Origin of the sequence: Devosia sp. Root105, from assembly GCF_001424865.1 — a bacterium.
GTDB lineage: Bacteria > Pseudomonadota > Alphaproteobacteria > Rhizobiales > Devosiaceae > Devosia_A.
In genome coordinates this window covers 383,629-409,517 of the sequence record NZ_LMCR01000019.1, presented here as the reverse complement: position 1 = coordinate 409,517, position 25,889 = coordinate 383,629, and the positions used below count along the sequence as shown (strand labels likewise).

Genomic DNA, 25,889 nt, shown 5'->3' with positions numbered 1-25,889 from the left:
TGGCACTCGAAAGTACAATCAGCGCGAACGGGCGCGATGACCCCCTAGCCGGCAAGCCGGCGGATAGCCTTCTTCAGCGCGGCGATCCGGAAGATGGCATTGGCGGCGCCGTAGCCGCGGTAGCCACGGCGCTCCACCACTTCGAAGAAAAAGCCCTGGCCGAAGGTGGTGCTGTAGAGCTGCAGGTACTCGCCCCACTCATCACGGTCGTAGAGGATGTTGTGCTTGCGCAGCCGGCCGGTGAACTCCGGCTCGAGGCCGAAGCGGGCTTCCACGTCGTCGTAGTAGTTCGGCGAGATCTGCAGCGAGCGGAAGCCGTTGCTGTCGAGCGCGGCGGCGCTGGCGAAGATGTCGCTCGTTGCAAAGGCGATGTGCTGGACGGCCGAACCGAGTTTGTCGGCGAGGAAGTGGCCGGCGAGGGTCGCACTGTTCTCGGCGCCGTTCATAGTGATGCGAAGCGCCCCCGAGCTATTCTCGATCACCTGGCTGCGGACGACCCCCGAAGGGTCGACGATATCTACCATCGGAGTTTTGTCGGCCAGAAAGATCGAGCTGTAGAACAGCAGCCAGGTCGGCATCTGGTCATAGGGAACGGTTTGCGCCAGGTGGTCGATGCTGTTGAGGCCGGCTGGTCGCGGCAGTTCCTCGAAATCGAGACCGGCTGGTTCGAAATCGATCTGCTGAAACCGGCCTAGCTTGCTGGCGCCATCGACGAGATAGAGCAGGCTTCCGCCGATGCCGCGGATGGCGGGGATCTCGAGTTCATCTGGTGCCACGGCTTGCTGGAATTGCTCGGCGCCCAGGGCAAGCGCCCGTGCCATGGCAGCGCTGGCGTCGTCGACGATGAGGGCCAGTGCATAGGCCGACGTTCCTTGCAACTTGAAGGCGGTGTGCGCATAGCCGGAACCCTCGGTGTTTATGACGATCCGGATCTCGCCCTGCTGGTAGAGGGTTACCCGCTTAGAGCGGTGCTCGGCGATCCTCGTGAAGCCCAGCGTGGTCAGTAGTGCGCCAAGGTTGAGGGCATCGGTCGCATCGGCTGAAAACTCGACGAAAGCCACGCCCTTGACCTCGATGCGGTCGGGAATCGGCTCGAGCTGCAACGTCTCCGACCCGGTCGAGCGGCGCACTCGATCGCCGAGGTAAATCAGTGATCGGTGGCCGTCTGCGGCGATGGATCGCGCAGACCCGCCGCGAAACTGATCGTTGAAAATCTCCAGCGAGAAGTAGCCGTCATAGCCGGTATCGACCACTGCCGCGGTGAACTCGGCCACCGGCAGGTCCCCTTCGCCGGGCATGTTGCGGAAGTGGCGGCTCCAGTACAGCAGGTCCATGTCGATCTGCGGCGCATCGGCCAGTTGAACGATGAACAGCTTCTCCCTGGGGATCGAGCGGATCGAGTTGATCTCGATGCGGCGGGACAGGCTGTGGAAGCTGTCGAGCACGAGGCCGATATTGGGACGGTCGGCTCGCCGCACGATTTCCCAGGCATCGCGGTGGTCGTTGATGTGCTTGCCCCAGGCCAGCGCCTCATAGCCGACGCGCAGCCCACGCATGCCGGCACGTTCCCCCAGCTCACGAAAGTCGTCGGCCGCCCGGTCGATGCCGCCCAGCGCCAGGGTAGAGACATTGGAGCAGACAAGCAGCAGGTCCGTTCCGAGCTCCTGCATGACGTCGAACTTGCGCTCGGCGCGATCGAAGGTGCGTTGCCGGTGCGATGGCGGCATACCCTCGAAGTCGCGGAACGGCTGGAACAGGCTGATCTCGAGGCCGTGGTCGCGCACCATCCGGCCGACGTCTGCCGGGCTGCCGTCGAAGGCGAGGAAGTCGTTCTCGAAGATCTCGACCCCGTCAAAGCCGGCAGCCGCGATGGCAGCCAGCTTGTCGGGGAGCTCGCCACTGATCGAGACCGTGGCAATCGAGGTCCGCATCGTCTCCTCCAATAAACGAACTAGTTCGTACATAATCGGTAGAGGCTGATCGGGCTGCGGTCAAGTTGCCGCTGGCGGCCCCTACTCGGTGGGCAGCTTCTCCGGCCGAACGATGTAGCGCAGCACCATGTCGACCGCGTTGCGCTTCAATGCGGCCTGGGCCTTGGGTGCGCTCAGGTCGCGGCCGAAGAGCTTGGAGAACGTCGCCCGGTTGGACACGTTGAAGAAGCACAGGGCGCTGATCTGCCAGTGCAGTTCGATCGGGTCGAGCCCGGGGCGGAACAGCCCTTCCGCCACGCCACGCTCATAGAGCGTCTCGATGGTGCCGATGGCGGTGACGTTGAGCTGCCGGATGACCTTGGATTTCTCCAGGTACTCGGCGTGGTGGATGTTCTCGATCATCACCATGCGGATGAAATCTTCATGCTTGTGGTGATGTTCGAAGGTGAATTCCACCAGCCGGCGCAGCGCATCGAGCGGCGAGAGCCCGCCAATGTCGAGCTTGGCCTCGCCCTCGCGGACCTTGCGATAGGCGTTCTCCAGCACGGCCAGGTAGAGGCCTTCCTTGTCGGCGAAGTAATAGTAGATCATCCGCTTGGACGACCGGGTGCGCGCCGCGATCTCGTCGATTCGGGCGCCCGACAGGCCGTTGAGGGCGAACTCCTCCGAGGCGACTTCGATGATGTTGTGCCGCGTCCCCTCAGGGTCCTGGGTGCGGACCCCGCTCTGAGCCTCGGGTTTTGCGGCCTTGGGCGCCATGTAAGCCGTTCCTCCGTCCCTCCCGACGGAGAGATTGACTAAACTAACCAGTTCGTACATCACTGCGCGTACGTAGCCAGACCATTATCGGTGGGGCGGGCCGAATGACAAGGGTGTGACGTCCGATCCGGGCGGCGCCCCGGGCGGCTGGTGGAGACGAACGTGATTTCAGCCGTTGTCGACGAGGCCCGGAGGCAGCTGGGCGACCTGGTCGCGACGCGCCGCAAGGCACAATCAGCGGGTGGTCGCCAATTCGTCGTCGGGCTGCTGGGACGCGGTATCCAAGCCTCGAAGACGCCACGCATGCACGAGCTCGAGGGCCGCCGCCTCGGCGTCGGCTACAACTATGTGCTGATAGACTTCGACACGCTCGGTCTGGCCGATCATGACCTCGGGGCGATGATCGAGCTGGCCGAGGCGCTGGGCTTTGCCGGCCTCAACGTCACCCACCCGTTCAAGCAGGCCGTGCTGCCGCAGCTCGACGACCTTGCCCCGGAGGCCGCGGCGATCGGGGCGGTGAACACCGTGGTGCTCGAGGCCGGCCGCCGCACTGGCCATAACACCGACAGCTGGGGCTTTGCCGAGAGTTTTCGCGAGGGGCTCGCTGGAGCGTCGATGGAGGCCATTGTGCAGTTCGGGGCAGGGGGCGCCGGCGCGGCGGTGGGGCACGCGTTGCTGTCGCTGGGCGGGCACAAATTGACGCTGTGCGAAACCGAGCTCGGTCGCGCCAGGGGCCTCGCCGAACGGCTGAGCGAGCGCTTCGGCGCTGAGGTCGACGCAACGGACGATCCGGCGCTGGCGCTTGCGGGCGCTAGCGGAGTGGTCAACACCACGCCGGTGGGAATGGCCAAGTACCCGGGGCTGGCGTTTCCAGGCGAACTGCTGCGTGCCTCGCACTGGGTCGCCGAGATCATCTACTTCCCGGCCGATACGGCGCTGCTGCAGGCGGCGCGCCGGCTGGGCTGCCGCACCCTGGGCGGTACCGGCATGGCGGTCTACCAGGCGGTGAAAGCCTTCGAGCTGTTCACGGGGGTGGCGCCCGACCGCGCAGCGATGATGGCGCATTTCCGCGCCCCGGCCTGATCGTCGAGGTGATCTACCGGCCGATCGCGCCGCTCCGGACCACGTGCTCGATGCCCTTGTTCACGTGCGCGTCGAGCAGCCTCTGCGCGGTCTTGCCGTCGCGGGCGAGGGCGGCTTCGAGCAAAGCGAGATGATCGTCGGCGACCGGCTTGCCGCGGAAGCTGCCGGCCAGCATGTGGTAGCGCACGAAGCGATCGAACACCGAGGTGTGCATCGCCATCAGTGAGCGTGAGCCGCAGGCTGAGATCAGCGACTCGTGGAAGCTGCGATCGTAGCGGATCCACTCGGGGGTGCGGTTGCTCTCGCCGGCGAGCAGCCGCTTTTCGATGGCCGCCAGCTTGTGGTGCGCCGCAACGACACGGCCCTCCCATTCGAGATCGCCAGTGGCGAGCGAGAGCGCCAGGGCATGCTCCTCGAGCAGCAGGCGCAGGGCACCCAGTTCACGCAGGTCGGCTTCGGAGGCCGGCGCGACGGCAAAGCCCTTCTGGCCCTCGGCAACGACGAAAGCTTCGCTGGCGAGCCGCGTCAGCACTTCGCGCAGCGTGCCGACGCTGACTTCGTAGTGCTGCCTTAGCCGGTCGAGCGTCAGCTTGTCGCCCGGGCGGAGCACGCCATGGATGATGTCGCTCCGGATGGTCCGGAAGGTCATCTCGCCAATGCTGTCCACCGCAACCGCGTCGTCCATGCCCACCTCTTGATATCGGATAATACCACGATCATCCGATAAAATGGATATTGACGAATGACAAGACGTAGGTTCAGTGTCCAGCCGGATGGCGAGCGGTCGACAGGCAATGCCGTCGATTGACATGTACGAACCATTTCGTACAAAGTGACTGAAGCTGGATGGACAACAAGATCCTGAAGGCGAGGGAGTGCCCGTTCAGGCGGGTTGATCGAGGGATTGCCCGCGACGCGGGTAGCGGGGCCGACAGGTTCCCAAGTGGAGGATGGACATGACGTTCCGTATTCAACGGCGAGCAACCCTGTTCGGCGCCGTAGCGCTTCTGGCAGTCAGCGCGATGACACCGGTGCTGGCACAGGACAAGCCGGTGCTGCGCTTTTCGGCAGTGTTCTCGGAGCAGGATATCCGCGCCGAGATGATGAAGCAGTTCGGCGAGGGCGTGGCTGGGTTCTCGACGCTCGAGCCCTATTACGGCGGCAACCTGTTCAAGCAGGGCACCGAGCTGGTAGCGCTGCAGCGCGGCAACCTAGAAATGGGCAATATCGCGCCGCAGGACGTCTCCAACCAGATCCCGGCCTGGTCGCTGCTGACCTCAGGCTACCTGTTCCGCGACGCCGAGCACCTGCGCAAGTTCTTCGACAGCGAGTTGGGTGCCGAGTTCAAGAAGATGGCCGAAGACCAGCTCGGTATTCGCATCCTCGGACCGACCTATTTCGGCATTCGCCAGGTAGGCCTGCGCATCGACAAGGAAATCCAGACCCCCGCCGACATGGCCGGCGTGAAGCTGCGCATGCCGGGTGGCGATGCCTGGCAGTTCCTCGGCACGGCGCTGGGCGCCAATCCGACGCCGATGGCCTATGCCGAGGTCTATACGGGCCTGCAGACCGGGGCGATCGACGGGCAGGACAATCCGCTGCCCAATGTCGAGAACATGAAGTTCTACGAGGTGATGAAGCAGATCGTCCTCACCTCCCACCTCGTCGGCTACGACCTGCTGGTCATTTCGAAGGCGGCCTGGGACAAGCTGGCGCCGGCCGACCAGGATGCCCTGCAGGCGGCAGCCACGGCGGCGATCGATTTCAGCCAGGCCAAGCACGTCGAGCGCGAGGCAGAGCTCTTGAAGAAGTTCGAGACCGACGGCCTCAAGATCCACACGCCCGACGTCGACGCCTTCCGCGCCAATGCGCAGAAGCTCTACCTGGAGTCCGAGCTCGCCAAGAGCTGGCCCGAAGGGGCGCTCGACAAGATCAACGCGCTCTAGTGCTTTACATGGGCGGCGCCTCGTGGCGCTGCCCATCCTTTTGTCCGGAGCGGCAGATGGCCTCACTCACGCGGATCGGCGCCTGGCTGCATGCCCGCGCGGAGAACCTGCTCGCAGCAATGCTGGCGACGATGTTCGTCGTCTTCATCGTGCAGATTATCTTCCGCTACCTGCTGAATTTCCCCATCGGCTGGACCCACGAGATCAGCGTCATCATGTGGGTGTGGCTGGTGCTGTTCGGTACCGCTTTCGTGGTGCGGGACTATGAGGAGATCCGCTTCGATCTGCTCTATTCGACGGTCAGCGAGCGCACCCGTCGTGCCATGGTGGTGATCTGCGCGGTGACGGTGGTGTTCTTCTTTGCCATCTCGCTGCCGGCGGTGCTCGACTACATCGGCTTCATGAAGGTGGAAAAAACCGCCTACCTCAAGATCCGGTTCGACTGGCTCTATTCGATCTACGGCCTGTTCGCGATCGCCATGATCGTGCGCCAGCTCTGGCTGGGCTACCAGGCGATCTGGGGCCGGCCGGGCGAGGCGATCGACGTCACCAAAATCAAGTCCGGGATCTGAGCCGATGTCGCTCGCCTTCGCCCTTTCGCTCGGCCTCATCACCGTGCTGGCCTTCATGGGCCTGCCCATGGGCGTGTCGATGATCACCGGCTCGATCCTCTACCTGCTGATGCGCGGCCAGGACATGGGCATCGCCGCCGAGCAGCTGCTCAACGGCATGTACACCAACTACATCATGCTGGCGGTGCCGCTGTTCATCCTCGCGGCCGAGATCATGAACTCCGGCAGTCTGTCGACGCGTCTGCTCAACTGGTGCAATGCTGTCGTCGGGCGCTTCCGCGGCGGGCTGGCGCAGGTGAATGTCCTGCAGTCCATTGTCTTCGCCGGCATGTCCGGTTCGGCCATCGCCGACGCTGCCGGTTCCGGCAAGATGATGCAGTACATGATGACCAAGGACGGCAAGTACACGCCCAGCTACGCCGCGGCGCTCACCGCCGTCACCGCGGTTATCGGGCCGATCATCCCGCCCTCCATTCCCATGGTGCTCTATGCGCTCGTTGCCGACACCTCGATCGGCTACCTGTTCCTCGGCGGCGTGTTGCCCGGGCTGCTGATGGCCGGCGTCATGATGCTGCAGGTCGCCATCACTGCCCGTATCAGGAACTTCCCGGTCGAGGAGCCGGTGCCGCTGCGGCAGTTGCCGCGCATGACCTGGCAGGCGCTGCCGGTGCTGCTGATGCCGGCAGTGCTGATGTTTGGCATTTATGGCGGCGTCACCACGCCGACCGAGGCGGCAGCCGTCGCTGCCTTCTATGCCCTGATCGTCTCGGTGTTCATCTATCGGGCGGTCAAACTGCCGGACCTCTACAACTCGGTACTGACCAGCGCCAAGACCACAGCCTCGATCGGCATGCTGATCGCCGGCGCGCTGGTCTTCAATTACGTGGTCACTATCGAGAACATCCCGCGCACCATCAGCGCCACGCTGCTGGCCTGGGATCTCGACCCGGTGATGTTCCTCATCGCCGTCAACATCCTGCTGCTGTTGATCGGCTGCGTGCTCGAGGGGACGACGATCCTCCTCGTTATCGTCCCGGTGTTGATCCCCACGGCGCAGGCGCTCGGCATCGACATGGTGCATTTCGGCGTCGTCGTGGTGGTCAACATCATGCTCGGGCTGATCACACCACCCTATGGGCTGCTGCTGTTCATCATGACGCGTATCGCCAATACGCCGATGCGGGCGCTGGTCGCCGATGTGGCGCCGTTCCTCGTCGGCCTGATCATCGCGCTGTTCGTTTTCACCTTCGTGCCCGACACGGTGCTGTGGCTGCCCAAGCTGTTCGGTTACGTCTCCCCGAGTATCACGCCATGAAGCCGATCTATGTCCTCAACGGTCCCAACCTCAACCGGCTGGGAAAACGCGAGCCGGAAATCTACGGCACGACCACGCTGGCGGAGGTGGAGGCGATGTGCCGCGAGGCAGCGGGGGCGACGCCGGTCGCCTTCCACCAGACCAACAGCGAAGAGACGCTGATCGAGCTGGTGCATGAGGCGATCGACGAAGGGGCAGGGATCATCATCAACCCGGCGGCCTTCACCTTCACCTCGCTGGCGCTGCTCGATGCGCTGAAGCAGTTCGATGGTCCGATCATCGAGCTCCACATCTCCAACATCCATCGGCGGGAGCCGATCTATCACCGCTCCTATGTATCGATGGTCGCGACCTCGGTGATGGCCGGGTTCGGGGCAGCCGGATACCCCATTGCGGTGAAGGCGTTGTTGGCGCGGCTGGCGGCCTGAGATGGCCTTCGCCGCTGCCAGCTTCGGCACCGTCCACTATCGGCTCAGCGGCCAGCCGCGCGGCCTGCCGATCGTCTTCTGCAACTCGCTCGGTACCGACATCCGCATCTGGGATGCGGTGGTCGACGAGTTGGCGCCGGACTACCGGCTGGTCAACTACGACAAGCGGGGGCACGGCCTGTCGAGCGTACCGCCCGGTCCCTACAGTATCGCCGAACTCGCCGCCGATTTGCGCGAACTGGTCGACACATTGGAGATCGACCGCTTCGCGCTGGTCGGTATTTCCGTCGGCGGGTTGATCGCCCAGCGTTTCGCCCTCGATCATCCCCGGCGGATCACCGGCCTTGTCCTTTGCGACACGGCGACGAAGATCGGCGACGCGGCCCTGTGGTCGGGTCGTATTGCGGCGGTCGAGGCCGACGGACTCGACGCAATCGCCGATAGCGTGATGCAGCGCTGGTTCCCCGACGCGCTGCGCGCCGGCCGCGCGGCCGAGATAGAAGGCTGGCGCAACCTGCTGCTCCGCACGCCCAAAGCGGGCTATCTCGGCACCTGCGCCGCGCTGCGCGATGCCGACCTCACCGCCGAGATCGGCGATATTAAGCAGCCGACACTGGTACTCGCCGGCGCTGCCGACCAGTCGACCCCGGTCGAACTGGTGCGCGCCATGGCGGAGCGTCTGTGCGCCGTGCACTTTGCGGCCATCGAAGATGCCGGCCACCTGCCGTGTATCGACCAGCCGCAGCGCGTGGCTGGGCTCATCCGTGACTATCTCCTGGAGGTCGGCCATGCCTGATCCGTTCGACATCGGCATGCAGACCCGCCGCGCCGTGCTCGGCGACGCCCATGTGGACCGTGCCGAAGCGGCGAAGACGCCGTTCGATGCCGATTTCCAGGCCTTCATCACCGAGGGCGCCTGGGGCTCGGTGTGGGCGCGCCCGGGGCTGACGAAGCGCGAGCGCTCGCTGGTCACCATCGCGCTGCTCGCCGCGCTCGGCCACGACGAGGAGGTGGCGATGCACGTGCGCGCCACCGCCAACACCGGCGCGACGCCCGATGACATCAAGGAGGCGCTCCTGCACGTGGCGGCATATGCGGGGGTGCCGGCCGCCAACCGGGCGTTTCGCATCGCCAAGCGAGAACTGGAGACGCGGCCATGAGCATCGTCCCGCCTTATGGTGACGAAGGTCAGCTCTACCAGCGCGACCGCGCCTGGCATCCACCAGCGGACACCCCGGGCTACAAGAGCACGACACTGCGGGCGCCCAGACAGGCGCTGCTGGCGCTGGGGCAAACGAAATCCGAACTCACCGGCCCGACCTTCGGGCACGGCATCATCCAGCCGCTCGACAATGATCTGATCCGCAATTTCAGCCAGGACGGGGGTGAGGCGATCGGGCAGCGCCTGATCGTCTACGGCCAGGTGCTTGACGAGAACGCCCGGCCGGTGCGCGGCACGCTGGTGGAATTCTGGCAGGCCAATGCCGGCGGCCGCTACCGGCATAAGCGCGAGGGCTATGTCGCGGCGCTCGACCCCAATTTCGGCGGCTGCGGCCGCGCCATCACCGACGATGACGGCTACTATCACTTCCGCACCATCAAGCCGGGCGCCTACCCATGGCCGAATGGCGGCAATGACTGGCGGCCGGCACATATCCATTTCTCGGTGTTCGGCCACGCCTACGCGCAGCGGCTGATCACCCAGATGTATTTCGAGGGCGACCCGATGATCTGGCAGGATCCGATTGCGCTGGCGATCCCGGATCGCGTTGCGGTGGAGCAGTTGATCGCCCGGTTGGACCGGTACAACACCACGCCGATGGACGCCCTGGCCTACCGCTTCGACATCGTGCTGCGAGGGCGCCGCTCCACGCTGTTTGAGAACCGGATGGAGGGCAACTAATGCTCAACCGGCTGCCGCCGCTCAAGGAGAGCCCGTCGCAGACGGCCGGCCCCTATGTGCACATCGGGATGACGCCCAGCCTCGAGGGGATAGGTGGCCCGAACCGGCCCGACCTCGGCTCGGGACCGATCGCCGCCGGTGATGGTCCGCGCGTCACCATTGCCGCGTCGATCCATGACGGGTCCGGTGCGCCGCTCGGTGATGCGGTCGTCGAACTCTGGCAGGCCGACAGCGACGGCGTGCATCGGCAGGGCTGGGGGCGCGCCGCTTGCGACGGGGCAGGGGCGTTCGCGTTTGATACGGTGAAGCCCGGTCGGGTCATCGGTCCCGACGGCCAGCCGATGGCGCCACATGTCTCGTTGTGGATCGTAGCGCGCGGCATCAATATGGCGCTGCAGACGCGGCTCTATTTCGACGATGAGACAGCCGCCAATGCGGTTGACCCGGTGCTCAGCCGCATCATGGACCCGCGCCGGCGCCAAACGCTGATCGCCAGGCGATCGGAGGTCGACGGCCGAGCCCGCTATGATCTTGCCATTCGTCTGCAGGGCGAGGGTGAGACGGTGTTCTTCGACTTCTAGGACTTTTGCCATGGACAAGACGGTTCCCGATCTCGCCGCGGCCATCGCCGGCATTGACGATGGCATGACGCTGATGATCGGCGGCTTCGGCGGGGCCGGGGCGCCGATCGAGCTGATCCACGCCCTGATCGACCGCTTCAAGGCGACCGGCAGGCCCGGCAACCTCACGCTCATCAACAACAATGCCGGCAATGGCCGCATCGGCATCGCCGCAATGATCGATGCCGGGATGGTCAGCAAGATGGTCTGCTCGTTTCCGCGTTCGTCCGACCCGCGCGCCTTCACCGAGAAGTATCTGGCCGGCGAGATCGCCCTGGAGCTGGTGCCGCAGGGCACGCTGGCCGAGCGCATCCGGGCCGGTGGCGCCGGCATTCCGGCGTTCTATACCCCGACCAGTTTCGGCACCGACCTCGCAGCAGGCAAGCCGACTGCCGAGTTCGAGGGTCGGATGTATGTCGAGGAGCGCTGGCTGAAGGCCGACGCGGCGCTGCTCAAGGCCGAGCGTGCCGACACCATGGGCAACCTCACCTACCGCAAGGCGGCGCGGAACTTCTCGCCCCTGATGGCGGCAGCGGCGAGGCTCACCATCGTCCAGGCAAGCGAGGTGGTGGCGCCCGGCGAAATCGACCCCGAGCAGGTGATCACCCCCGGCATCTTCGTCACGCGGGTGGTCGTCGTTCCCGCCCCGCAACAGGAAGAGGCGCTGATCCGCGTCGGAGCAGCCTACCAATGAGCAAGCTTTCCAACGCCCAGATCGCCTGGCGGGCAGCGCAGGACATCGAGGACGGCGCCTATGTCAATCTCGGCATCGGCTTTCCCGAAATGGTGGCGAAGTTCCAGCCGCCGGGCCGGCAGGCGATTTTCCACACCGAGAACGGCATCCTCAACTTCGGCGAGAGCCCGGCCGAGGGCGAGGAAGACTGGGACCTGATCAATGCCGGCAAGAAGGCTGTGACGCTGCGGCCGGGCGCCGCCTTCTTCCACCACGCCGATAGCTTTGCCATGGTGCGCGGCGGCCATCTCGACGTGGCCATCCTCGGTACCTACGAGGTGGCCGAGAACGGCGATCTCGCCAACTGGTCGACCGGCCCGAAGGGAGTGCCGGCGGTCGGTGGCGCGATGGACTTGGTGCATGGAGCCAAGCGCGTGGCGGTGATCACTGACCATGTCACCAAGGATGGCCGGCCCAAGCTGGTCAAGCGCTGCAGTCTGCCGCTGACCGGCGTCGGCTGCGTGACGCGGGTCTATAGCAGCCTTGCCGTCATCGACATCGAAGCTGGGCGTTTCGTATTGCGCGAGAAGCTGGCCGGGATGAGCATCGACGAGTTACAGGCGGTGACCGGCGCCGAACTGCTTGTTACCGCCAATGTCGGCGACCTCGTCACCCCGGAGCTGTGAGATGGCCGAAGCCTTCATTTGCGCCTTCCGCCGCACCCCGATCGGCCGCTTTGGCGGCGCCCTCGCCTCCGTCCGGCCCGACGACCTGGGTGCCGTGGCGCTCAAGGCACTGCTCGCGGAACATACCGGCGTGGACTGGGACGCTGTGGACGACGTGATCTTCGGCTGCGCCAACCAGGCCGGCGAGGACAATCGCAATGTCGCTCGCATGGCATTGCTGCTGGCCGGCCTGCCGGTCGGGATTTCCGGCACCACCATCAACCGGCTTTGCGGTTCTGGCATGGACGCGGTCATCACCGCCGCCCGCGCCATCAAGGCCGGCGAGGCTGAACTCATCATCGCCGGTGGCGTCGAGTCGATGAGCCGCGCGCCGTTCGTTTTGCCCAAGGCCGAGAGCGCGTTTTCGCGCCATGCCGAGATTTACGACACCACGCTGGGCTGGCGCTTCATCAACCCGGTGCTCGAGGCGCAGTACGGCGTCGATTCGATGCCCGAAACCGCCGAGAACGTCGCCGAAGCTTTCGGCGTCAGCCGCGCCGACCAGGACGCCTTCGCGCTGCGCAGCCAGCAGCGGGCGGTCGCGGCCCAGGGCAACGGACGGTTGGCGAGGGAAATCGTGCCGGTCAGCATCATCAGGCGCAAGGGCGACCCGCTGCTCGTAGACAGCGACGAGCACCCGCGCGCCGATACCACGCTCGAGGCTTTGGCTCGACTGCCGACGCTGTTCCGCGAGGGCGGCACCATCACCGCCGGCAACGCCTCCGGTGTCAACGATGGCGCCGCTGCGCTGATCATCGCGTCCGAGGCAGCTGCGACGAGGTACGGCCTCACTCCGATTGCCCGGGTGCTCGGCGGCTGCGCCGCCGGCGTGCCACCGCGCATTATGGGCGTCGGTCCCGCCCCGGCGACCCGGCGGCTTTGCGCTCGGCTCGGCCTCACGCCGCAGGATTTCGACATCATCGAACTCAACGAGGCGTTTGCCAGCCAGGGCATCGCCGTGCTGCGTGAACTGGGGATTGCCGAGGACGCCCCGCACGTCAATCCGAACGGCGGCGCCATCGCCCTGGGACACCCGCTCGGGATGTCCGGCGCCCGTCTCACTGGCACTGCCGCGCTCGAGCTGTCGCTGAGCGGCGGCAAGCTGGCCCTTGCGACCATGTGCATCGGTGTCGGACAGGGCATCGCCATGGCCCTTGGGTCAGTCTGATGTCTCGGCTGCTCGGGGCATTGGCGGGCGATCCGGAGCTCGAGGCGCTGCTGTCGGACGAGGTGCAGCTCACGGCAATCCTGCGCTTCGAGGTTGCCTTGGCGCAGTCTGAGGCGGAGGCCGGCCTGATCGATGAGGTTGCGGCCCAGGAGATCGCGCTGGCTGTGGAGCAGTTCGTCCCCGACTGGCCCGGGCTGCTGGCGGGAATGGCGCGGGATGGCGTGGTGGTGCCGGCGCTGCTGTCACAGCTTCGCGCCGCCCTCCCGGCGTCAAGCCGGCCAGCGTTGCATTGGGGCGCGACCAGCCAGGACGCGATCGACACTGCCCTCGTGCTGCAGCTCCGGGATATTCTGCCGGTGCTGCAAAGCCGTATCGACACAGTTAGGATGCAACTCGCAAGCCTCGTCGAGCAACACGGTGCCACCGCCGTGATGGCGCACACGCGGATGCAGGCCGCGTTGCCGTTCACCGTAGCCGACAAGCTCCGCAGTTGGGACGAGGCGTTGGCGCGGCACCGGGCGACACTTGCCGCACTGTCCCCGGATCTGCTCGTTGTCCAGCTCGGCGGTCCGATCGGCAATCGATCCAGCTTTGAGGGGCAGGGCGACCGCGTTGCCGAAGCGCTGGCAAGCCGCCTCGACCTCGGCGCCGCACCGTGCTGGCACACGGTGCGAGATCGGCTGATCGGCCTCGGCGCGCGGGTAGCAATGCTCGCTGGAACGCTGGGAAAGATCGGCACTGACCTCGCGCTGATGGCGCAGAGCGAGGTCGGCGCGGTAACCCTCGCTGCGGGCGGTACGTCGTCAGCGATGTCGCACAAGAACAATCCAGTGAAGGCCGAATTGCTGGTGGCGCTGGCGCACCACACCGCCGGTCTCTCCGGCACGCTCACCCACGCGATGCTGCACGAGAACGAACGGTCTGGCGCCGCCTGGACCCTGGAATGGCTAACCCTGCCGGCCCTGCTCGTCAGCACCGGCGCCAGCCTGAGGCTGGCGTCTGCGCTGTTACAGGAGGTTGTCGGCTTTGGAGAGGCGGCCCCATAGTCCGGCACGGCCGGGGCGGTGACGTCTACCGATTAGAGCGCCGGCCCAGTTGCCTTCGCTGCGATGACACCCAGTCTGGTGGGCCGCTGGCAGCGCTGCCGTGCCTCAGGCGATCCGCCCGAACCACAGCATCGACAGCGCCGCGGCGGCCATGGCCAGCAGCGCGCCAACCCCGGCGAAGACGAAGGCGATCTCGGTCAGTTTCTTCTCGCTGATCAGCCGGGTGGAGAGCGAGTCGTAGACCCCGGCGAGGTCGGAGGCGCTGGTCGCCTCGTAATACTCGCCCTCCGTGGCGTCGGCGATTGCTTGCAGCGTCGTCGCATCGAGCTGCGCTCGCATCGAGCGGCCGCCGAAATCCACCACGTCGCCCGAGGCCGAGCCGAAGCCCACGGTGAACACCTTGACCCCATAGTCGCCGGCCAGCCGGCCGGCGGCGACCGGGTCAGGGCCCGTGGTGGTTGCGCCGTCAGTGAGGAGGATCACCACCGCGCTTTCGTACGAGCCGGGTTCGACCGGCATATGCTTGGCCGGCGGCTCCGTCGCTGTCCCGCTCAGCAGCCCGTCGGCGCCGCTGGTCGCGCCGAAGCGTTCGCCGCCGAAGCTCGGCAGCCCCAACTGGTCGCGCTGGTTGCCGCTGCCGTCGAGGTCAAAGTTCTGGTCGGGGAAGATGGTGGCCAGCGCCACCAGCACCCCGGAGCCCACCGCGGTGCCCCGCCTCAGATCAAAACTGTTGATCGCCTGGTACAGCGCCTCGCGGTCGATGGTCGGCGCCTGCACCAGCACCGCCGCCGAGGCAAAGGCAACGATGCCGACCTGCACGTCGGCGGGCTGCTTGCGGATGAACTCCTTGGCCGCCTCCTGCGCCGCGACGATGCGCGATGGCTCGACGTCGCGGGCCCGCATCGAGCCCGACACATCCATCGAGAGGATCACTGTCGCCCGCGACGAAGCCAGCTCCACCACCGCGGCCGGCCGGGCCACGGCAACGATCAGCACCGTGAGCGCTGCCAGCAGCAGCAGAGGGGGCACATGCCGGCGCCAGCCGACGCCCTTGCCCATCGCCTGCTTGACGATGGCGAGGTTGGCGTAGCGCAACGCCGCCCTCTTCCGGCGCCGCAGCATCCAGACATAGGCGCCGATCAGCAGCGGCACCAGGAGCAGCAGCCAGAGCATGTCCATCCAGATGAAGGTCATCGCGTCACCACCGTCAAAACCGTCCCACCCCCGCCATGGGGTCGGGGCCTAGGCGCCCGCCATCGCGGGCAGATTGCCACCACCACCCAGCCGCGACTGCACCTTGCGCATATGTGAAAAGCGCAGCACCGCATCGACCAGGTCGTCCGAAGTCGAAAGTTCCAGCACGTCGAGCCCCGCCGCCGCGAAGGCTTCCATCTGGGCCTCCTCATTGGCGGCCGCCGCGGCGACGAAGCGCCGGCGGAACCCCTTGTCCACCGTGTCAACGAACAGTTGCTCGCCGGTTTCCGCATCCTGGAACAGCAGCATGCCGACATCGGGCAGCGCCATGTCGAGCGGATCGAGCAGCCGCACCGCCACCGCCTCATGCCGCTGGCTCAACCGGAACAGCCCGCGCTCCCAGCCCGGCTGCGAGATAAAATCGGAGACCACGAAGACAATCGAGCGCCGCCGCATCACCGACATCGCCCGGCCGATAAAGGCGTTGAGATCGGTTTCGGGCGAGCGCAGCAGCCGCGGGTTGGCCAGCACCTTGTCGATCAGGTGCAGCACATGCCGCCGACCTGTGTGCGGCGGGATCACATAGTCCGATTGCCCGTTGAACAGGATCGCCCCAACCTTGTTGCCCTGCCGGGTCAACAGCCGCGTCAGCACCGCCGCGAACTCGGTGAGCATCTGTCGCTTGGTCACCTGGTCGGAGCCGAAATCCACCGATGGGCTGAGGTCGAGCAGGAACCAGGCGGTGACGTCGCGGTCCTCGTTGTAGATCCTGACATGCGGCACCTGGGTGCGCGCCGTGACGTTCCAGTCGATATGCCGGACGTCGTCATAGGTCTGGTATTCGCGCAGGTCGGCGAAATCGAGCCCGAAGCCGCGGAACAGCGTGCGATAATCCCCCTGCAGCAACCCGTCGAGTTTGCGGATCACTGTCCACTCGAGGCGACCGAGGAGCTTTTCAGCCTGCTGCGGCGATGCGGACATGCGCCTCCAGGGGTTTTTCGGGAGCGGGAATGGCCTTGAGGACCTGGCCGATGATCTGGTCGGGCGTGATCGATTCCGAGATCGCCTCGTAGGAGAGGACGATCCTGTGCCGCAGCACGTCCGGGGTGACATCGAGCACGTCCTCAGGCAGCACGTATTCGCGGCCACGCAGGAACGCCAGCGCCCGCCCCGCTTCGATCATGTTGATCGAGGCGCGCGGGCTCGCGCCATAGGTCAGGAAGCGTTGCATGTCGCCGAGCCCGGCCGCCGCCGGGTTGCGGGTGGCGCTCACCACCTTGACCGCGAACTGGATCAGCGAGGGGTCGACGAACAGGCTGTGGCACTTGGCCTGCAGGGCCACCAGTTGCTCGGTGGTCGCCACTCGTCACCGCCTGCATGAGGCCGGTGACGCGCGAGACGATGACGAATTCCTCCTCTTCGCTCGGATAGCCGACGAGGACCTTCATCATGAACCGGTCGACCTGCGCCTCGGGCAGCGGATAGGTGCCCTCGGTCTCGATCGGGTTTTGTGTCGCCATGACGACGAACGGGTTGGGCACCTTGTGTGTCTCGCCGGCGATAGTGACCTGGCGCTCCTGCATCACCTCTAGCAGGGCGCTCTGCACCTTGGCGGGGGCGCGGTTGATTTCGTCGGCCAGCAACAGGTTGCAGAATACCGGGCCCAGCGTGGTCGAGAAGTCGCCAGTCTTCTGGTTGTAGATGCGGGTGCCGACCAGATCCGACGGCACCAGGTCGGGGGTGAACTGCACCCGCTTGAACTTGCCCTGGATCACGTCGGCCAGCGTGTTGACGGTCAGCGTCTTGGCCAGCCCCGGCACGCCTTCGACCAGCAGGTGCCCCTTGGCGAGCAGCGCCACCAGCACCCGTTCGAGGAAATGGTCCTGCCCGACCACGACTTTCTTCACCTCGTACAGCACCTGCTCCATCAGTGAAGCGGCGGCGGTGCCGGAGTCTTTCGATGTGTCGACCATTTTCTCCGTCGGGGTTCGGGTGGAGCGTGGTCAGCAAAAGTTGCAGACTTTTGCGGTTCGACCGCGCGACAAAAAACAACTGAACTAGAGCGGGTTTTCTCCTGCCGCCGCGGCGGCGTTTTCGATCGGCACGGCAAAGCCGATGCCGGCAAAAGTGCGAAGTCCGGATGGGTTGAGAATGGCGGTGACGATCCCCACCACCTCGCCGTCGCCATTGACCAGCGGTCCGCCCGAGTTACCCGGGTTGGCCGCCGCATCGAACTGAATGAGGTTCTGCAGCTTGGGCTCGCCGTTCTCAGCCAGCGCCCGCCCGAGCCCCGACACGACGCCGGCCGAAGCCGACGGGCCGATGCCGAACGGGAAGCCGACTGCCACCACCTCGTCGCCCGGGTTGAGGCCGGCGCTGGTCGCCAGCGTCGCGGGCTCGAGTTCGTCGGGCAGGTTCAGCGGCCGGATGATCGCCAGGTCGCTCTCCGGCCGTGCCCCGATGATCATCGCCTCGGATTCGCTGCCATCCCAGAACTGTACCCGCAGCTTCTTGGCAGCCCCCGCCACATGGAGGTTGGTGAGGATGGTGCCCTGGTCGTCGATGACGACGCCGGTGCCGACCGCCGTGAACCGTTCGTGGAAATCCTCTTCCACCTTGCCTTCGGCAGGGATCTCGGCCTGGCCCTCGGGCTTGGCGACCGACGGGTCGTCGGTGCTGTCTTCGTAGCCGTCGACCCGCACCACCGACTTGATCACCGTCGCATAGGCTACCGACTCGATCGAGGGTCCGCGCGGCCGCTCGTCCACCACCTTGTTGACCGCGGTCATGAACTGCCAGTCGCTGATCCGCTGCGGGTCGGGGGCGACGAGATCATAGGCGCCGATCAGCGCAAGCGTCACCAGCGCTCCGGCGCCCACCAGCACCGGGCCCTGGTGCCGCTGGTAGAGCGCACTCCACCACTGACTGACACGAAACCGCAATGTCGGTTGGGTAGTCTCTTGGGGATCATCGAGATAGACCGGACTGACACCGTCGCGCGCCACCCAAGCGGAACCGGCCGTGTTCCGCGGCCTCTGTGACCGGCTATAGAGTGGTCGCCGTCGGGTCACCAAAACGCTCCCGCGCTCGAGTACAGGCCATCCCCTCCCTCGATCAGCAGGCTAGTCCCAGCCGTAGCCATGCAGCAAGGCGCAAGGTTGCATCAGCTGTGGCCGCTCTCTGAAATGTGAGAGTTGTGTCAACCCGCCGGGCGGGTCGCGGCGCGCGTCATTTCCTGTGTGCGCGTCAGCACATAGGCGAGCCCGACCAGGAGCAGCAGGCCGCTGCCGAGCAGCAGCGTATCGAGCAGCAGGCCGCCCCCGACGCCGGTCTTTACCGCCTGCAGCAACAGGCTCAGCACCGTCCCTGTCGCAAATACCGCCAGCCCCTGCCGCCCCATCAGCCGCAGCGGCGTCATGAGCGGCGACTCGGCGATCCGGTACATCACGCCAAGCGAGGCGACGACATAGAACAGCGCCAGCGCATGCAGCAGTCGGGGCAGGGCGAGGAAGGTCTTGTCGAACCAGGTGACGTAGAACGGCAGCCCGAGCTTGCTGAGCAAACTAAGCCCCTGCCGGCCGAGATCGCCGAGCGGCGGAACCTTCACCCACAGCAGCACGAATAACAGGAACGCTGCGGCCAACCCGAACAGCACCGGGCTTTTCGGCACAAACCGCCGCCCCTGCTTCATCGCCATGCCCGACAGCAGGCCGATGACGAACAGGATCTGCCAGGAGAACGGATTGAAGAACCAGCCGCCCTGCGTCGGGAAGTTCGGCAGGTTGAGCCGGAACTGGCCGGCAACCGCCCAGACGAGGATCGAGCCGAGCATCGTCTGCACCGGCCAGCGCAAGCCCAGTGCAATCACCAGCGGCGTCGCCAGCAGCAGCGTCATGTAAAGCGGCAGGATGTTGAGATAGCCCAGCTGGTGCGTCAGCAGCGGCAGCCCGATCATCGTCTGCAGCGGGAAGCCGAAGATCGGCGCGATGTTGTTCTTTTCCAGCACCTCGTCGAGCCCGAACCACCACGCCGCGCCGGCGAAAATGGCAAGCGCGATCATGGTGATGCTCAGGTGCACGAAATAGAGCTGCCGCGCCCGCGCCCACACCTTGGCGATCGCCGGCCACAGCGGGCCGCTGACGAAACGTCCGGAATAGGCGAGGCCGGCGGCGAGCCCCGACATGAACACGAACGCCTCGGCGGCATCCGAGAAACCGAAATTCCGGCTGGTCAGGGTCTCGTAAAAGGTCCCCGGCACGTGGTTGATGAAGATCATCACCAGCGCCAGCCCGCGGAACATGTCGAGCCGCGCATCGCGCCCAGCGCGCGGTGTCGCCCGCTCGTCGGTCACGGCGAAGCCGGCAAAGGCCTTGAGGCGCTCCATGAGCGGAGCGCGCTTCAGCGTGGCGAGGGTCTCAGGCATGGACGGTGGCCGTTCCGGCAATGGGCTCGGCGAGGGCAGGGCCCGGCTGCGTCCAACTGAGGAAGATCCGCTGCTGCTCGACAATGATCGGCGCGGGGGCGCTCTCGCTGGTGGTGGTGAAGAGGATCGGCTTCCGCCCGCTGGCGATGCCGTGCGAGGTGGCCGCGATCAACAGCGGCGCGCCGATCGCCGGCAGCGCCACCGGCAGCAGCCAGGGCACCAGGTCGCTGGCGAAGGCGGTCGAGATTGCCAGCACCGCGGCGCCCGCCACCATCACCCACCAGCTCGCCGCGAACGCCGTCGAAAGGCTCACCCGGCCTTCGTCGCGATTGGTCGCCGGCCAGCCGCCGTCGAGCCCGAACAGGATCTCGATCACCGCCTTGCTCTGGAAGCACAGCATGATCGGCGCCAGGAGCGTCGAGATGACGATCTCGGCGACCACCGACAGCGCCGCCCGGATCGTTCCGCCGAAGCCACGGTTGCGACCGCCCAGCGTCGAGCGCACGAGGATCAGGAATTTCGGCAACAGCAGCGCCACGCCAACCGCGACGGCCAGCACCCAGATGCCGGTCTCATTGTCGCGCCACCAGTATTTGCTCGGCAGCGCCGCCGCGAGAATGCTGGCCGCCATGAGCGCGAGCCACAGTGGCGAGGCGGCATAGGCCATGATGCCCTGGATGAAGGTGAAGCGGCTCCAGACTTTCAGGTCCGGCGCGCCCAGCACCCGCCGGTGCTGCAGGTTGCCCTGGCACCAACGCCGGTCGCGCTTGGCATACTCGATCAGGTTTTCCGGGCCCTCCTCATAGGAACCGCCCAGATACGGGTCGACCTCGACCTTCCAGCCGGCGCGCGACAACAGCGCCGCCTCGACATAGTCGTGGCTGAGGATGTGCCCGCCATGCGGCGGCTTGCCCGACAGCACCGGCAACCCGCAGCTCGCGGCGAAGGCCGGCACCCGCACGATGGCGTTGTGGCCCCAGTATGGCCCTTCCTCGCCCTGCATCAGCGCCGTGCCGCGGGCGAAATAGGGGGAGAGATAGGCCGCCGAGAACTGCATCACCCGGCCGAACAGGCTATGGGCGTGGATCACCTCGGGCACCGTCTGCAGCAATCCGAGCCGCGGATCGTCATCCATGCGCCTGGCCATCGCGGCGATCGTCGCGCCATCCATCAGGCTGTCGGCATCGAGGATCAGCGCATAGTCGTAGGCACCGCCCGAGCGCGAGATGAAATCTTCGATATTGCCGGCCTTCTTGCCGATATTCCGCTCGCGCCGGCGATAGAACACCCGGCCTTCGGCCATCGGTTCACTCAGCAGCTGCTCGAACCAGACGATCTCCTCTGCGGCCACTTCCTCTCGGTTGCTGTCCGACAGGATGGCGAAATGGAAGCGGTCGGCGAGCCCCAGGTTGACGATGCTGCGGTTCATCGCTGCGACGCGCGAAAAGCTTGCCGCCGCATCCTCGTTGTAGACCGGCATCAGGATCGCCGTCATGCCGAGCGGTCGTCCGGCGCTGCCCGTAACCCGCCTGGGTGGCGCGAGGATCCCCAGCACCCCGGCAACACCACCCCACACCAGCCAGAATCCGACCAGCGTGAACAGCGTCGTGCGCAGCACGTCGAGCGGGCTGGTGCCGTCATTGCCGATGAAGCGCATGTACAGCCAGCCGCCGCCAAGGCTCAAGAGCGCTGCTGCGCCCAGAGCCAGGGCTCGGGTCAGGTGGGCTTTCGCCATCTATCGGGGCCCTGTGGTCGGCATGGGTGAGGCTCCTGGAGCGCGTTCAGGAAAAGTTGTGAGACTTTTCCGGCTCGAACGCGCGACAAGTCAAAACCGTCAGAACCGCGGCAACGCGGCGGCGAAGGCGGCCCGCAACGTCAGCAACAGTGAGCTGCGCCGCCGCTCCAGCACCTGTTTGGGCATGGCCAGCGGAGCATCGGGAAGCGCGCCCGAGAAAACGTCGGAACGGTCGTGCTTCATGCCAGTGCCCTCCACTGATAGAGCCAGGTTTCGCTGATCGTCCGGCCGGTGCTGACGATATTGGCCTTGAGCTCGACCGGCTCGCTGCCCTCGATCATCACATCGAGCGCCAGCCGCCACACGCCGTTGGCGTCGACCTTCGACAGCGCCGTCGAAGTGATCTCGCCCGAACTTGCCGTCGCGACGACATCGAGCTTGGCCTCGGTCGGCATGGCCGTCAGTTCGCCGCCGGCGAAGTCGATGACGAACTTTCTGAGCTTCGCGTCATTGGCAACGCCCGACACGCCGCCCTGGCCGGCCCTAGTTTCCACCACATGCGCCAGCGGCGCATCGTCCTTGGGCAACAGGTCGCCCCAGATCAGCCGGTAGCGGAACTCGCGTGCGTCGCCGGCCTTGATCGGCTCGGACGGCACCCAGAACGCCACGATATTGTCCTCGGCCTCGAGCCGCGACGGCGCCTCGATCAGCCGCACATTGCCCTGGCCCCAGTCGCCGACCGGCTCGACCCGAGCCGACGGCCGCCGCTCGTAATGGGCGCCGGCATCCTGGTAGGTCTCGAAACTGCGATCGCGCTGGTACAGCCCGAAGGCCCGCGGGTTGTTCTCCCACAGGTACGAGTTGCCCAGTTGCGGCGTATTGTTGAGCGGCCGCCAGAACACCTCGCCGCCATCGCGTTCGACGATCAGCCCGTTGCTGTCATGCACCTGCGGCCGGTAGTCGTCGAAGCTCGAGCGGTTGGTCTCGGCGAACAGGAACATCGAGGTGAGCGGCGCGATGCCGATCTCGCCGATATCGGCGCGGAAGAACAGCCGCGCCGTGATGTCGATCGCCGTCTCCTGCGCGCTGTCGCTCGCCGGAGTGATTTCAAAGCGATAGGCGCCGGTGACGCTCGGGCCCTCGAGGCTCGCATAGGCGACCAGCGGCTTGCCCTCGCTCGGGCGCTCCAGCCAGAACGCCGAAAAGCGTGGGAACTCTTCCGGTCCCGCTTGCCACGAGTTGATCGCGAGGCCGCGGGCGCTGAGGCCGTAGATGTTGTTCCGCCCCAGCGCCCGGAAGTAGCTCGAGCCGAGGAACGAGACCAGCTCGTCCATCTTGTCGGCAACGTTGACGGGGTAATTGATGCGCACGCCGGCGATCCCGGGGAACGCCTCGGCCGCCGCTTCCTGGCCCATCGCCTGGTCGTAGAACATGAAATCGGCGTTGGAGAAGCCGAACGGCGATGCCTGGCCGTCGACCACCTCGAACACCCCCACCGGCTCCTTGAACAGCCAGCCCATCGGGAAGGCGTGCACTTGGAAGCCCGAATTGTTGTCGAGCCAGCGCGCGTGCTGCGCGTCGAACTGGATCTTGCGGTAGCCGTCATAGTCGAGGCCGGCGAACAGCTTGGGCAATTCCGGCACGGCCGGGTTGAACGGCTCCGCCGCCATTAAGCGCATCCGCTCGGTCAGCACGTCATAGTCAAACGCTTCCGTCTCGCTCTCCTGAGCGAAGGCGACACGGGTGAGGGAGGTGGTGGAGAGGAGCGCCGCCATTGCGGCAGCAGCCCGGAGAAAGGCTCGCCGATCGAGCCGATGGTGAGAAACAGAAAACATGCACTATCGCTATGGAGGGATCGGGATACCAAACACGAATTCCGCAACGCCGTTGAGCGCCGAAAGTTGTCGCATAGGAGCTATGCACCGGCGGAATGGATATGATTTCGCCGCAATGCGTTACGAGTTCTGGCCGTTTCCGCACCCGGAATGCATCAATGAGCGACGCTGTCGCACTGCGTCCCCCACGAACCCTGCCGCTTGGCGTCGTCCTGATCCTGATCCCGCTGGCTCTGGCCATTGCCGGGCTCGCCATCCGCTACCTGGCCTTTGCCGCCACTGTCCCGGATGCCTCGATCGCCAATTTCGCGCAGGGCATGTGCCGGTGGGATTGCTCCTGGTACGTGAAGCTGTCGCAGACCGGCTACGATCCGTTCCCGGTGCCGACAATGATCAACGCCGGCAACTGGGCCTTCTTCCCGCTCTACCCAATCCTCGTCGCCATCGTCCGCACGCTGACGGGCCTGCAGACCATCGTCGCTGCCACCGGCCTCTCGATCCTTCTGTGTGTCGCCTCGGCCCGCGTCGCCTGGCCGCTGCTCGGCAAGGACCTGCGCGCCTACACGCTGTTCTCGGCCTTCCTCCTGGCCGGCCCGTTCTCGATCTGGCTCACCACCTTCTATACCGAGGTGCTGTTCCTGTTCCTCAGCCTCTGCGTCTTCGCGGCGCTGCAGAACAAGCAGTTCCTGCTGGCCGGCCTGTTCGCCGCACTGCTCTCGGCCACCCGTATCGTCGGGGTGTTCATCGTCTTCGCCATCCTGATCGCGATCTGGCAGGCCCACCGCGCCAATGGCGGCAGCTGGCGCGATTTCATCCCGGCCGTGCTGAAGCGTCCCGAGCAGCTGCTGGCGCTGTTCATCGCGCCGCTCGGCCTCTTCGCCTACATGGCCTACCTCCACTTCCACATCGGCGACGCCCTGGCCTTCAGCCATGTGCAACGCGCCTGGTCCCGTCCGACGGGCAACCCGTTGGTGTTCGTCTGGAACGCCCTCACCAGCTTCCCGCGAGAAGGGTGGATGCCGACGCCGCCGCAGCAGCTCGCCGTAGCGGTGCTGGTCGGCTATGCGCTGTCGATCGTGCTGCTGGTGCGAAAGCGCTACGGCATGGCGGTCTATTCGCTGATCTGCCTGACCCTGCCGCTGTTCGCCGGCATGGCTTCGGTGCTCCGCTTCACCGCGGCGCTGGCGCCGATGCCGCTGATGCTCACCGAACTCCTGGCCAGCCGCCGCTGGCTCTTCGCCGTGGCGCTGCTCGGCCTGCTCGCCGGCGGCTATTTCACCACCATCGGCTGGCTGACGGGGTATCTGAGCCTTGTCTAATCCGCTTCGCCTCGCCGCCTACATCCTCGTCGGTCTCGTCGCGCTGTTCGAACTCGGCGTGGTCTGGCTCATGCTGCACCCCAACGTGCCGCCCGACTACCGCGCCTACTACCTCGACAAGACGACCACCTGCCTCAACCAGCCGGTCAGTGGCAGCTACACCCTTGGCACGACCGTCCGCTTCACCCCTGAGGACAAGGACGCCGCCAAGCTGATCCGGGTCTGCGGTCTTGAGGGTCCGACCGGCGACGGCAACCATGCCGTCGGCACCAGCGCCCGCTTGCGCTTCGCCTATGCCGAGCCCGCCACGGCGCTGACCCTGCAGCTATCGATGGTCGCGATCCAGAAAGGGGGCGCGACTGTCCCGCAGCGCGTCGAGATCGTTGCCGACGGCACGCTGCTCGATACCGTCTCGCTCAATGCGCCCACCCCGCAGCAGTTCTCACTGCCGCTCCCAGCGCCTGCCGATGGCAAGCTCGAGCTCGAGCTGCGCTTCCCCGATGCAGTGCAGATGGGCCCGACCGATCCGGACAACCGCCTGCGCTCGATCAAGCTGCTGTCCGCGGCGCTTCTCCCCGCCTGAAACTTTCCTTAACCGATCGGTTGACAACCATCATTGCGAGGTGTATTCAACCAGTAAGTTATCAACTTGAGGGTTGAGCAATGGACTGCGTCGAACTCACCGGCACTGCGCCGACCAAGACCTCCGCCGTCACCACGCCGGCGAACGATCCTGTCATCCTCATCGCCCGCAGCTTCGAGGCACCGCGCAGCCTGGTCTGGCGCTGCTACACCGAGCCGCGCCACCTGGTGCATTTCTGGGGCCCGAAAGGCGCCACCAATCCGGTGAGCGAGGTCGACCTGCGCGTCGGCGGCGCCTGGCGCCAGGTGATGCGCTTCGGCGCCGGCCACGAGTACGGCTATACCAGCGCCTACCTTGAGATTTCACCGGTCGAGCGGCTGGTCTGGCGCGATGCCCCCGAGGGCTACCGCTTCGGCGACGAGCTGCCGCCCGCCGAGATGGTCACCGAGCTGACCCTCACCCAGACGGGCCGCCTCACCAGCGTCCATGTCACCGTCCGCTTCACCTCGCTGCTCGCCCGCGACCAGGCCGTCAAGCAGGGCTTCGCCACCACCGTCAGCGAGGGCAGCGACAAGCTCGACCTCTACCTCTTCACCCTCAGCGCCACCGCGGCGTTCCAGCAGGAGTAACC

Annotated in this window: 28 protein-coding genes; 16 read left to right on the top strand and 12 right to left on the bottom strand. The window is 65.9% G+C overall.

The features are described 5' to 3' along the window. Positions 1 to 44: 44 nt before the first annotated feature. Entirely contained in the window at positions 45 to 1,931 is a 1,887-nt protein-coding gene (locus ASC68_RS24495) for a sugar phosphate isomerase/epimerase and 4-hydroxyphenylpyruvate domain-containing protein (RefSeq protein ID WP_055885496.1), read from the bottom strand. An 81-nt stretch (positions 1,932 to 2,012) separates the two neighbouring features. After that, positions 2,013 to 2,690, bottom strand: coding sequence for a TetR family transcriptional regulator (locus tag ASC68_RS24490; RefSeq protein WP_055885493.1), 678 nt, complete (start codon positions 2,688 to 2,690; stop codon positions 2,013 to 2,015). Positions 2,691 to 2,897: 207 nt separating this feature from the next. Here ASC68_RS24490 and ASC68_RS24485 point away from each other — a divergent pair, with 207 nt between their 5' ends. Beyond that, on the top strand, positions 2,898 to 3,773 hold the full coding sequence (locus tag ASC68_RS24485; protein WP_055886200.1) for a shikimate dehydrogenase: 876 nt from the start codon (positions 2,898 to 2,900) through the stop codon (positions 3,771 to 3,773). Positions 3,774 to 3,786: 13 nt separating this feature from the next. On the opposite strand, the gene ASC68_RS24480 is transcribed toward ASC68_RS24485, so the two are convergent. Beyond that, the gene (locus ASC68_RS24480) at positions 3,787 to 4,458 is read right to left on the bottom strand and encodes an FCD domain-containing protein (RefSeq protein WP_055885489.1); all 672 of its coding nucleotides are present in this window, start codon (positions 4,456 to 4,458) and stop codon (positions 3,787 to 3,789) included. 271 nt (positions 4,459 to 4,729) lie between these two features. Between ASC68_RS24480 and dctP the strand changes: the two genes are divergently transcribed. From dctP to ASC68_RS24420, 12 genes are read left to right on the top strand one after another with little or no spacing between them, the layout of a single operon-like run. Beyond that, positions 4,730 to 5,719 (top strand): TRAP transporter substrate-binding protein DctP, encoded by a 990-nt coding sequence (gene dctP / locus ASC68_RS24475; protein ID WP_055885485.1) that lies wholly within the window; start codon positions 4,730 to 4,732, stop codon positions 5,717 to 5,719. 56 nt (positions 5,720 to 5,775) lie between these two features. Next, positions 5,776 to 6,291, top strand: coding sequence for a TRAP transporter small permease subunit (locus tag ASC68_RS24470; protein WP_055885482.1), 516 nt, complete (start codon positions 5,776 to 5,778; stop codon positions 6,289 to 6,291). A 4-nt stretch (positions 6,292 to 6,295) separates the two neighbouring features. Beyond that, the gene (locus ASC68_RS24465) at positions 6,296 to 7,606 is read left to right on the top strand and encodes a TRAP transporter large permease (RefSeq protein WP_055885478.1); all 1,311 of its coding nucleotides are present in this window, start codon (positions 6,296 to 6,298) and stop codon (positions 7,604 to 7,606) included. Further along, positions 7,603 to 8,034, top strand: a complete 432-nt coding sequence (locus ASC68_RS24460; RefSeq protein WP_055885474.1) for a type II 3-dehydroquinate dehydratase — start codon at positions 7,603 to 7,605, stop codon at positions 8,032 to 8,034. Before ASC68_RS24465 ends, ASC68_RS24460 begins: the two co-directional genes overlap by 4 nt. 1 nt (position 8,035) lies before the next feature. Then, a complete protein-coding gene (gene pcaD, locus ASC68_RS24455; RefSeq protein WP_055885471.1) occupies positions 8,036 to 8,830 on the top strand; it encodes a 3-oxoadipate enol-lactonase in 795 nt (264 codons plus the stop codon). Beyond that, a complete protein-coding gene (gene pcaC, locus ASC68_RS24450; RefSeq protein WP_055885467.1) occupies positions 8,823 to 9,194 on the top strand; it encodes a 4-carboxymuconolactone decarboxylase in 372 nt (123 codons plus the stop codon). Before pcaD ends, pcaC begins: the two co-directional genes overlap by 8 nt. Then, complete coding sequence (gene pcaH, locus ASC68_RS24445) at positions 9,191 to 9,937, top strand: protocatechuate 3,4-dioxygenase subunit beta (protein ID WP_055885464.1); 747 nt, start codon at positions 9,191 to 9,193, stop codon at positions 9,935 to 9,937. The genes pcaC and pcaH overlap by 4 nt, the downstream gene beginning before the upstream one ends. After that, positions 9,937 to 10,518 (top strand): protocatechuate 3,4-dioxygenase subunit alpha, encoded by a 582-nt coding sequence (gene pcaG / locus ASC68_RS24440; RefSeq protein ID WP_055885460.1) that lies wholly within the window; start codon positions 9,937 to 9,939, stop codon positions 10,516 to 10,518. Before pcaH ends, pcaG begins: the two co-directional genes overlap by 1 nt. Positions 10,519 to 10,528: 10 nt before the next feature. After that, on the top strand, positions 10,529 to 11,251 hold the full coding sequence (locus ASC68_RS24435) for a 3-oxoacid CoA-transferase subunit A (protein ID WP_055885457.1): 723 nt from the start codon (positions 10,529 to 10,531) through the stop codon (positions 11,249 to 11,251). Next, entirely contained in the window at positions 11,248 to 11,916 is a 669-nt protein-coding gene (locus ASC68_RS24430; protein WP_055885453.1) for a 3-oxoacid CoA-transferase subunit B, read from the top strand. The genes ASC68_RS24435 and ASC68_RS24430 overlap by 4 nt, the downstream gene beginning before the upstream one ends. A 1-nt stretch (position 11,917) precedes the next feature. Beyond that, positions 11,918 to 13,123: a 3-oxoadipyl-CoA thiolase gene (pcaF, locus tag ASC68_RS24425; protein ID WP_055885450.1), complete on the top strand. Its 1,206-nt coding sequence runs from the start codon at positions 11,918 to 11,920 to the stop codon at positions 13,121 to 13,123. Continuing rightward, complete coding sequence (locus ASC68_RS24420) at positions 13,123 to 14,169, top strand: 3-carboxy-cis,cis-muconate cycloisomerase (RefSeq protein ID WP_055885448.1); 1,047 nt, start codon at positions 13,123 to 13,125, stop codon at positions 14,167 to 14,169. The genes pcaF and ASC68_RS24420 overlap by 1 nt, the downstream gene beginning before the upstream one ends. A gap of 105 nt (positions 14,170 to 14,274) precedes the next feature. Here ASC68_RS24420 and ASC68_RS24415 read toward each other — a convergent pair whose 3' ends face one another. The 9 genes from ASC68_RS24415 to ASC68_RS24385 all read right to left on the bottom strand — a co-directional run bounded on the left by ASC68_RS24415 (position 14,275) and on the right by ASC68_RS24385 (position 23,356). Then, complete coding sequence (locus ASC68_RS24415) at positions 14,275 to 15,363, bottom strand: VWA domain-containing protein (RefSeq protein ID WP_055885443.1); 1,089 nt, start codon at positions 15,361 to 15,363, stop codon at positions 14,275 to 14,277. Between the two features lie 48 nt (positions 15,364 to 15,411). Further along, complete coding sequence (locus ASC68_RS24410; RefSeq protein WP_055885440.1) at positions 15,412 to 16,344, bottom strand: DUF58 domain-containing protein; 933 nt, start codon at positions 16,342 to 16,344, stop codon at positions 15,412 to 15,414. Then, positions 16,319 to 16,546 (bottom strand): hypothetical protein, encoded by a 228-nt coding sequence (locus ASC68_RS29045; protein WP_248310596.1) that lies wholly within the window; start codon positions 16,544 to 16,546, stop codon positions 16,319 to 16,321. The genes ASC68_RS24410 and ASC68_RS29045 overlap by 26 nt, the downstream gene beginning before the upstream one ends. Beyond that, positions 16,488 to 17,336, bottom strand: a complete 849-nt coding sequence (locus ASC68_RS24405; protein ID WP_248310595.1) for an AAA family ATPase — start codon at positions 17,334 to 17,336, stop codon at positions 16,488 to 16,490. The genes ASC68_RS29045 and ASC68_RS24405 overlap by 59 nt, the downstream gene beginning before the upstream one ends. 84 nt (positions 17,337 to 17,420) lie before the next feature. After that, positions 17,421 to 18,305: a trypsin-like peptidase domain-containing protein gene (locus ASC68_RS24400; protein WP_197421395.1), complete on the bottom strand. Its 885-nt coding sequence runs from the start codon at positions 18,303 to 18,305 to the stop codon at positions 17,421 to 17,423. Positions 18,306 to 18,562: 257 nt separating this feature from the next. Next, a complete protein-coding gene (locus ASC68_RS24395; RefSeq protein ID WP_197421394.1) occupies positions 18,563 to 19,786 on the bottom strand; it encodes an OpgC domain-containing protein in 1,224 nt (407 codons plus the stop codon). Next, positions 19,779 to 21,521: a glucans biosynthesis glucosyltransferase MdoH gene (gene mdoH / locus ASC68_RS24390; protein ID WP_055885434.1), complete on the bottom strand. Its 1,743-nt coding sequence runs from the start codon at positions 21,519 to 21,521 to the stop codon at positions 19,779 to 19,781. The genes ASC68_RS24395 and mdoH overlap by 8 nt, the downstream gene beginning before the upstream one ends. A gap of 99 nt (positions 21,522 to 21,620) precedes the next feature. Beyond that, a complete protein-coding gene (locus ASC68_RS28825; protein WP_156384757.1) occupies positions 21,621 to 21,764 on the bottom strand; it encodes a hypothetical protein in 144 nt (47 codons plus the stop codon). Next, complete coding sequence (locus ASC68_RS24385; RefSeq protein WP_055885431.1) at positions 21,761 to 23,356, bottom strand: glucan biosynthesis protein G; 1,596 nt, start codon at positions 23,354 to 23,356, stop codon at positions 21,761 to 21,763. The genes ASC68_RS28825 and ASC68_RS24385 overlap by 4 nt, the downstream gene beginning before the upstream one ends. A gap of 158 nt (positions 23,357 to 23,514) precedes the next feature. Between ASC68_RS24385 and ASC68_RS24380 the strand changes: the two genes are divergently transcribed. The 3 genes from ASC68_RS24380 (at position 23,515) to ASC68_RS24370 (ending at position 25,887) form a co-directional block, all read left to right on the top strand. After that, entirely contained in the window at positions 23,515 to 24,675 is a 1,161-nt protein-coding gene (locus ASC68_RS24380; RefSeq protein WP_055885427.1) for a hypothetical protein, read from the top strand. Next, entirely contained in the window at positions 24,668 to 25,258 is a 591-nt protein-coding gene (locus ASC68_RS24375) for a hypothetical protein (RefSeq protein WP_055885422.1), read from the top strand. The genes ASC68_RS24380 and ASC68_RS24375 overlap by 8 nt, the downstream gene beginning before the upstream one ends. A gap of 80 nt (positions 25,259 to 25,338) precedes the next feature. After that, positions 25,339 to 25,887 carry an SRPBCC domain-containing protein gene (locus tag ASC68_RS24370; RefSeq protein WP_055885419.1) on the top strand — a complete coding sequence of 183 codons (549 nt, stop codon included), beginning with the start codon at positions 25,339 to 25,341 and terminating at the stop codon, positions 25,885 to 25,887. Positions 25,888 to 25,889 lie beyond the last annotated feature (2 nt).

Coding starts and splice junctions, on each gene's coding strand:
- ASC68_RS24470 (WP_055885482.1), top strand. CDS start 5,776: ATGGCCTCACTCACGCGGATCGGCGCCTGGCTGCATGCCCGCGCGGAG.
- ASC68_RS28825 (WP_156384757.1), bottom strand. CDS start 21,764: ATGAAGCACGACCGTTCCGACGTTTTCTCGGGCGCGCTTCCCGATGCT.
- ASC68_RS24380 (WP_055885427.1), top strand. CDS start 23,515: ATGAGCGACGCTGTCGCACTGCGTCCCCCACGAACCCTGCCGCTTGGC.
- dctP (WP_055885485.1), top strand. CDS start 4,730: ATGACGTTCCGTATTCAACGGCGAGCAACCCTGTTCGGCGCCGTAGCG.
- ASC68_RS24385 (WP_055885431.1), bottom strand. CDS start 23,356: ATGTTTTCTGTTTCTCACCATCGGCTCGATCGGCGAGCCTTTCTCCGG.
- pcaH (WP_055885464.1), top strand. CDS start 9,191: ATGAGCATCGTCCCGCCTTATGGTGACGAAGGTCAGCTCTACCAGCGC.
- pcaC (WP_055885467.1), top strand. CDS start 8,823: ATGCCTGATCCGTTCGACATCGGCATGCAGACCCGCCGCGCCGTGCTC.
- pcaG (WP_055885460.1), top strand. CDS start 9,937: ATGCTCAACCGGCTGCCGCCGCTCAAGGAGAGCCCGTCGCAGACGGCC.
- mdoH (WP_055885434.1), bottom strand. CDS start 21,521: ATGGCGAAAGCCCACCTGACCCGAGCCCTGGCTCTGGGCGCAGCAGCG.
- ASC68_RS24405 (WP_248310595.1), bottom strand. CDS start 17,336: ATGGTCGACACATCGAAAGACTCCGGCACCGCCGCCGCTTCACTGATG.
- ASC68_RS24490 (WP_055885493.1), bottom strand. CDS start 2,690: ATGGCGCCCAAGGCCGCAAAACCCGAGGCTCAGAGCGGGGTCCGCACC.
- ASC68_RS24370 (WP_055885419.1), top strand. CDS start 25,339: ATGGACTGCGTCGAACTCACCGGCACTGCGCCGACCAAGACCTCCGCC.
- ASC68_RS24435 (WP_055885457.1), top strand. CDS start 10,529: ATGGACAAGACGGTTCCCGATCTCGCCGCGGCCATCGCCGGCATTGAC.
- ASC68_RS24430 (WP_055885453.1), top strand. CDS start 11,248: ATGAGCAAGCTTTCCAACGCCCAGATCGCCTGGCGGGCAGCGCAGGAC.
- ASC68_RS24410 (WP_055885440.1), bottom strand. CDS start 16,344: ATGTCCGCATCGCCGCAGCAGGCTGAAAAGCTCCTCGGTCGCCTCGAG.
- ASC68_RS24465 (WP_055885478.1), top strand. CDS start 6,296: ATGTCGCTCGCCTTCGCCCTTTCGCTCGGCCTCATCACCGTGCTGGCC.
- ASC68_RS24460 (WP_055885474.1), top strand. CDS start 7,603: ATGAAGCCGATCTATGTCCTCAACGGTCCCAACCTCAACCGGCTGGGA.
- pcaD (WP_055885471.1), top strand. CDS start 8,036: ATGGCCTTCGCCGCTGCCAGCTTCGGCACCGTCCACTATCGGCTCAGC.
- ASC68_RS24495 (WP_055885496.1), bottom strand. CDS start 1,931: ATGCGGACCTCGATTGCCACGGTCTCGATCAGTGGCGAGCTCCCCGAC.
- ASC68_RS29045 (WP_248310596.1), bottom strand. CDS start 16,546: ATGATCGAAGCGGGGCGGGCGCTGGCGTTCCTGCGTGGCCGCGAATAC.
- ASC68_RS24395 (WP_197421394.1), bottom strand. CDS start 19,786: ATGCCTGAGACCCTCGCCACGCTGAAGCGCGCTCCGCTCATGGAGCGC.
- ASC68_RS24415 (WP_055885443.1), bottom strand. CDS start 15,363: ATGACCTTCATCTGGATGGACATGCTCTGGCTGCTGCTCCTGGTGCCG.
- ASC68_RS24420 (WP_055885448.1), top strand. CDS start 13,123: ATGTCTCGGCTGCTCGGGGCATTGGCGGGCGATCCGGAGCTCGAGGCG.
- pcaF (WP_055885450.1), top strand. CDS start 11,918: ATGGCCGAAGCCTTCATTTGCGCCTTCCGCCGCACCCCGATCGGCCGC.
- ASC68_RS24480 (WP_055885489.1), bottom strand. CDS start 4,458: ATGGACGACGCGGTTGCGGTGGACAGCATTGGCGAGATGACCTTCCGG.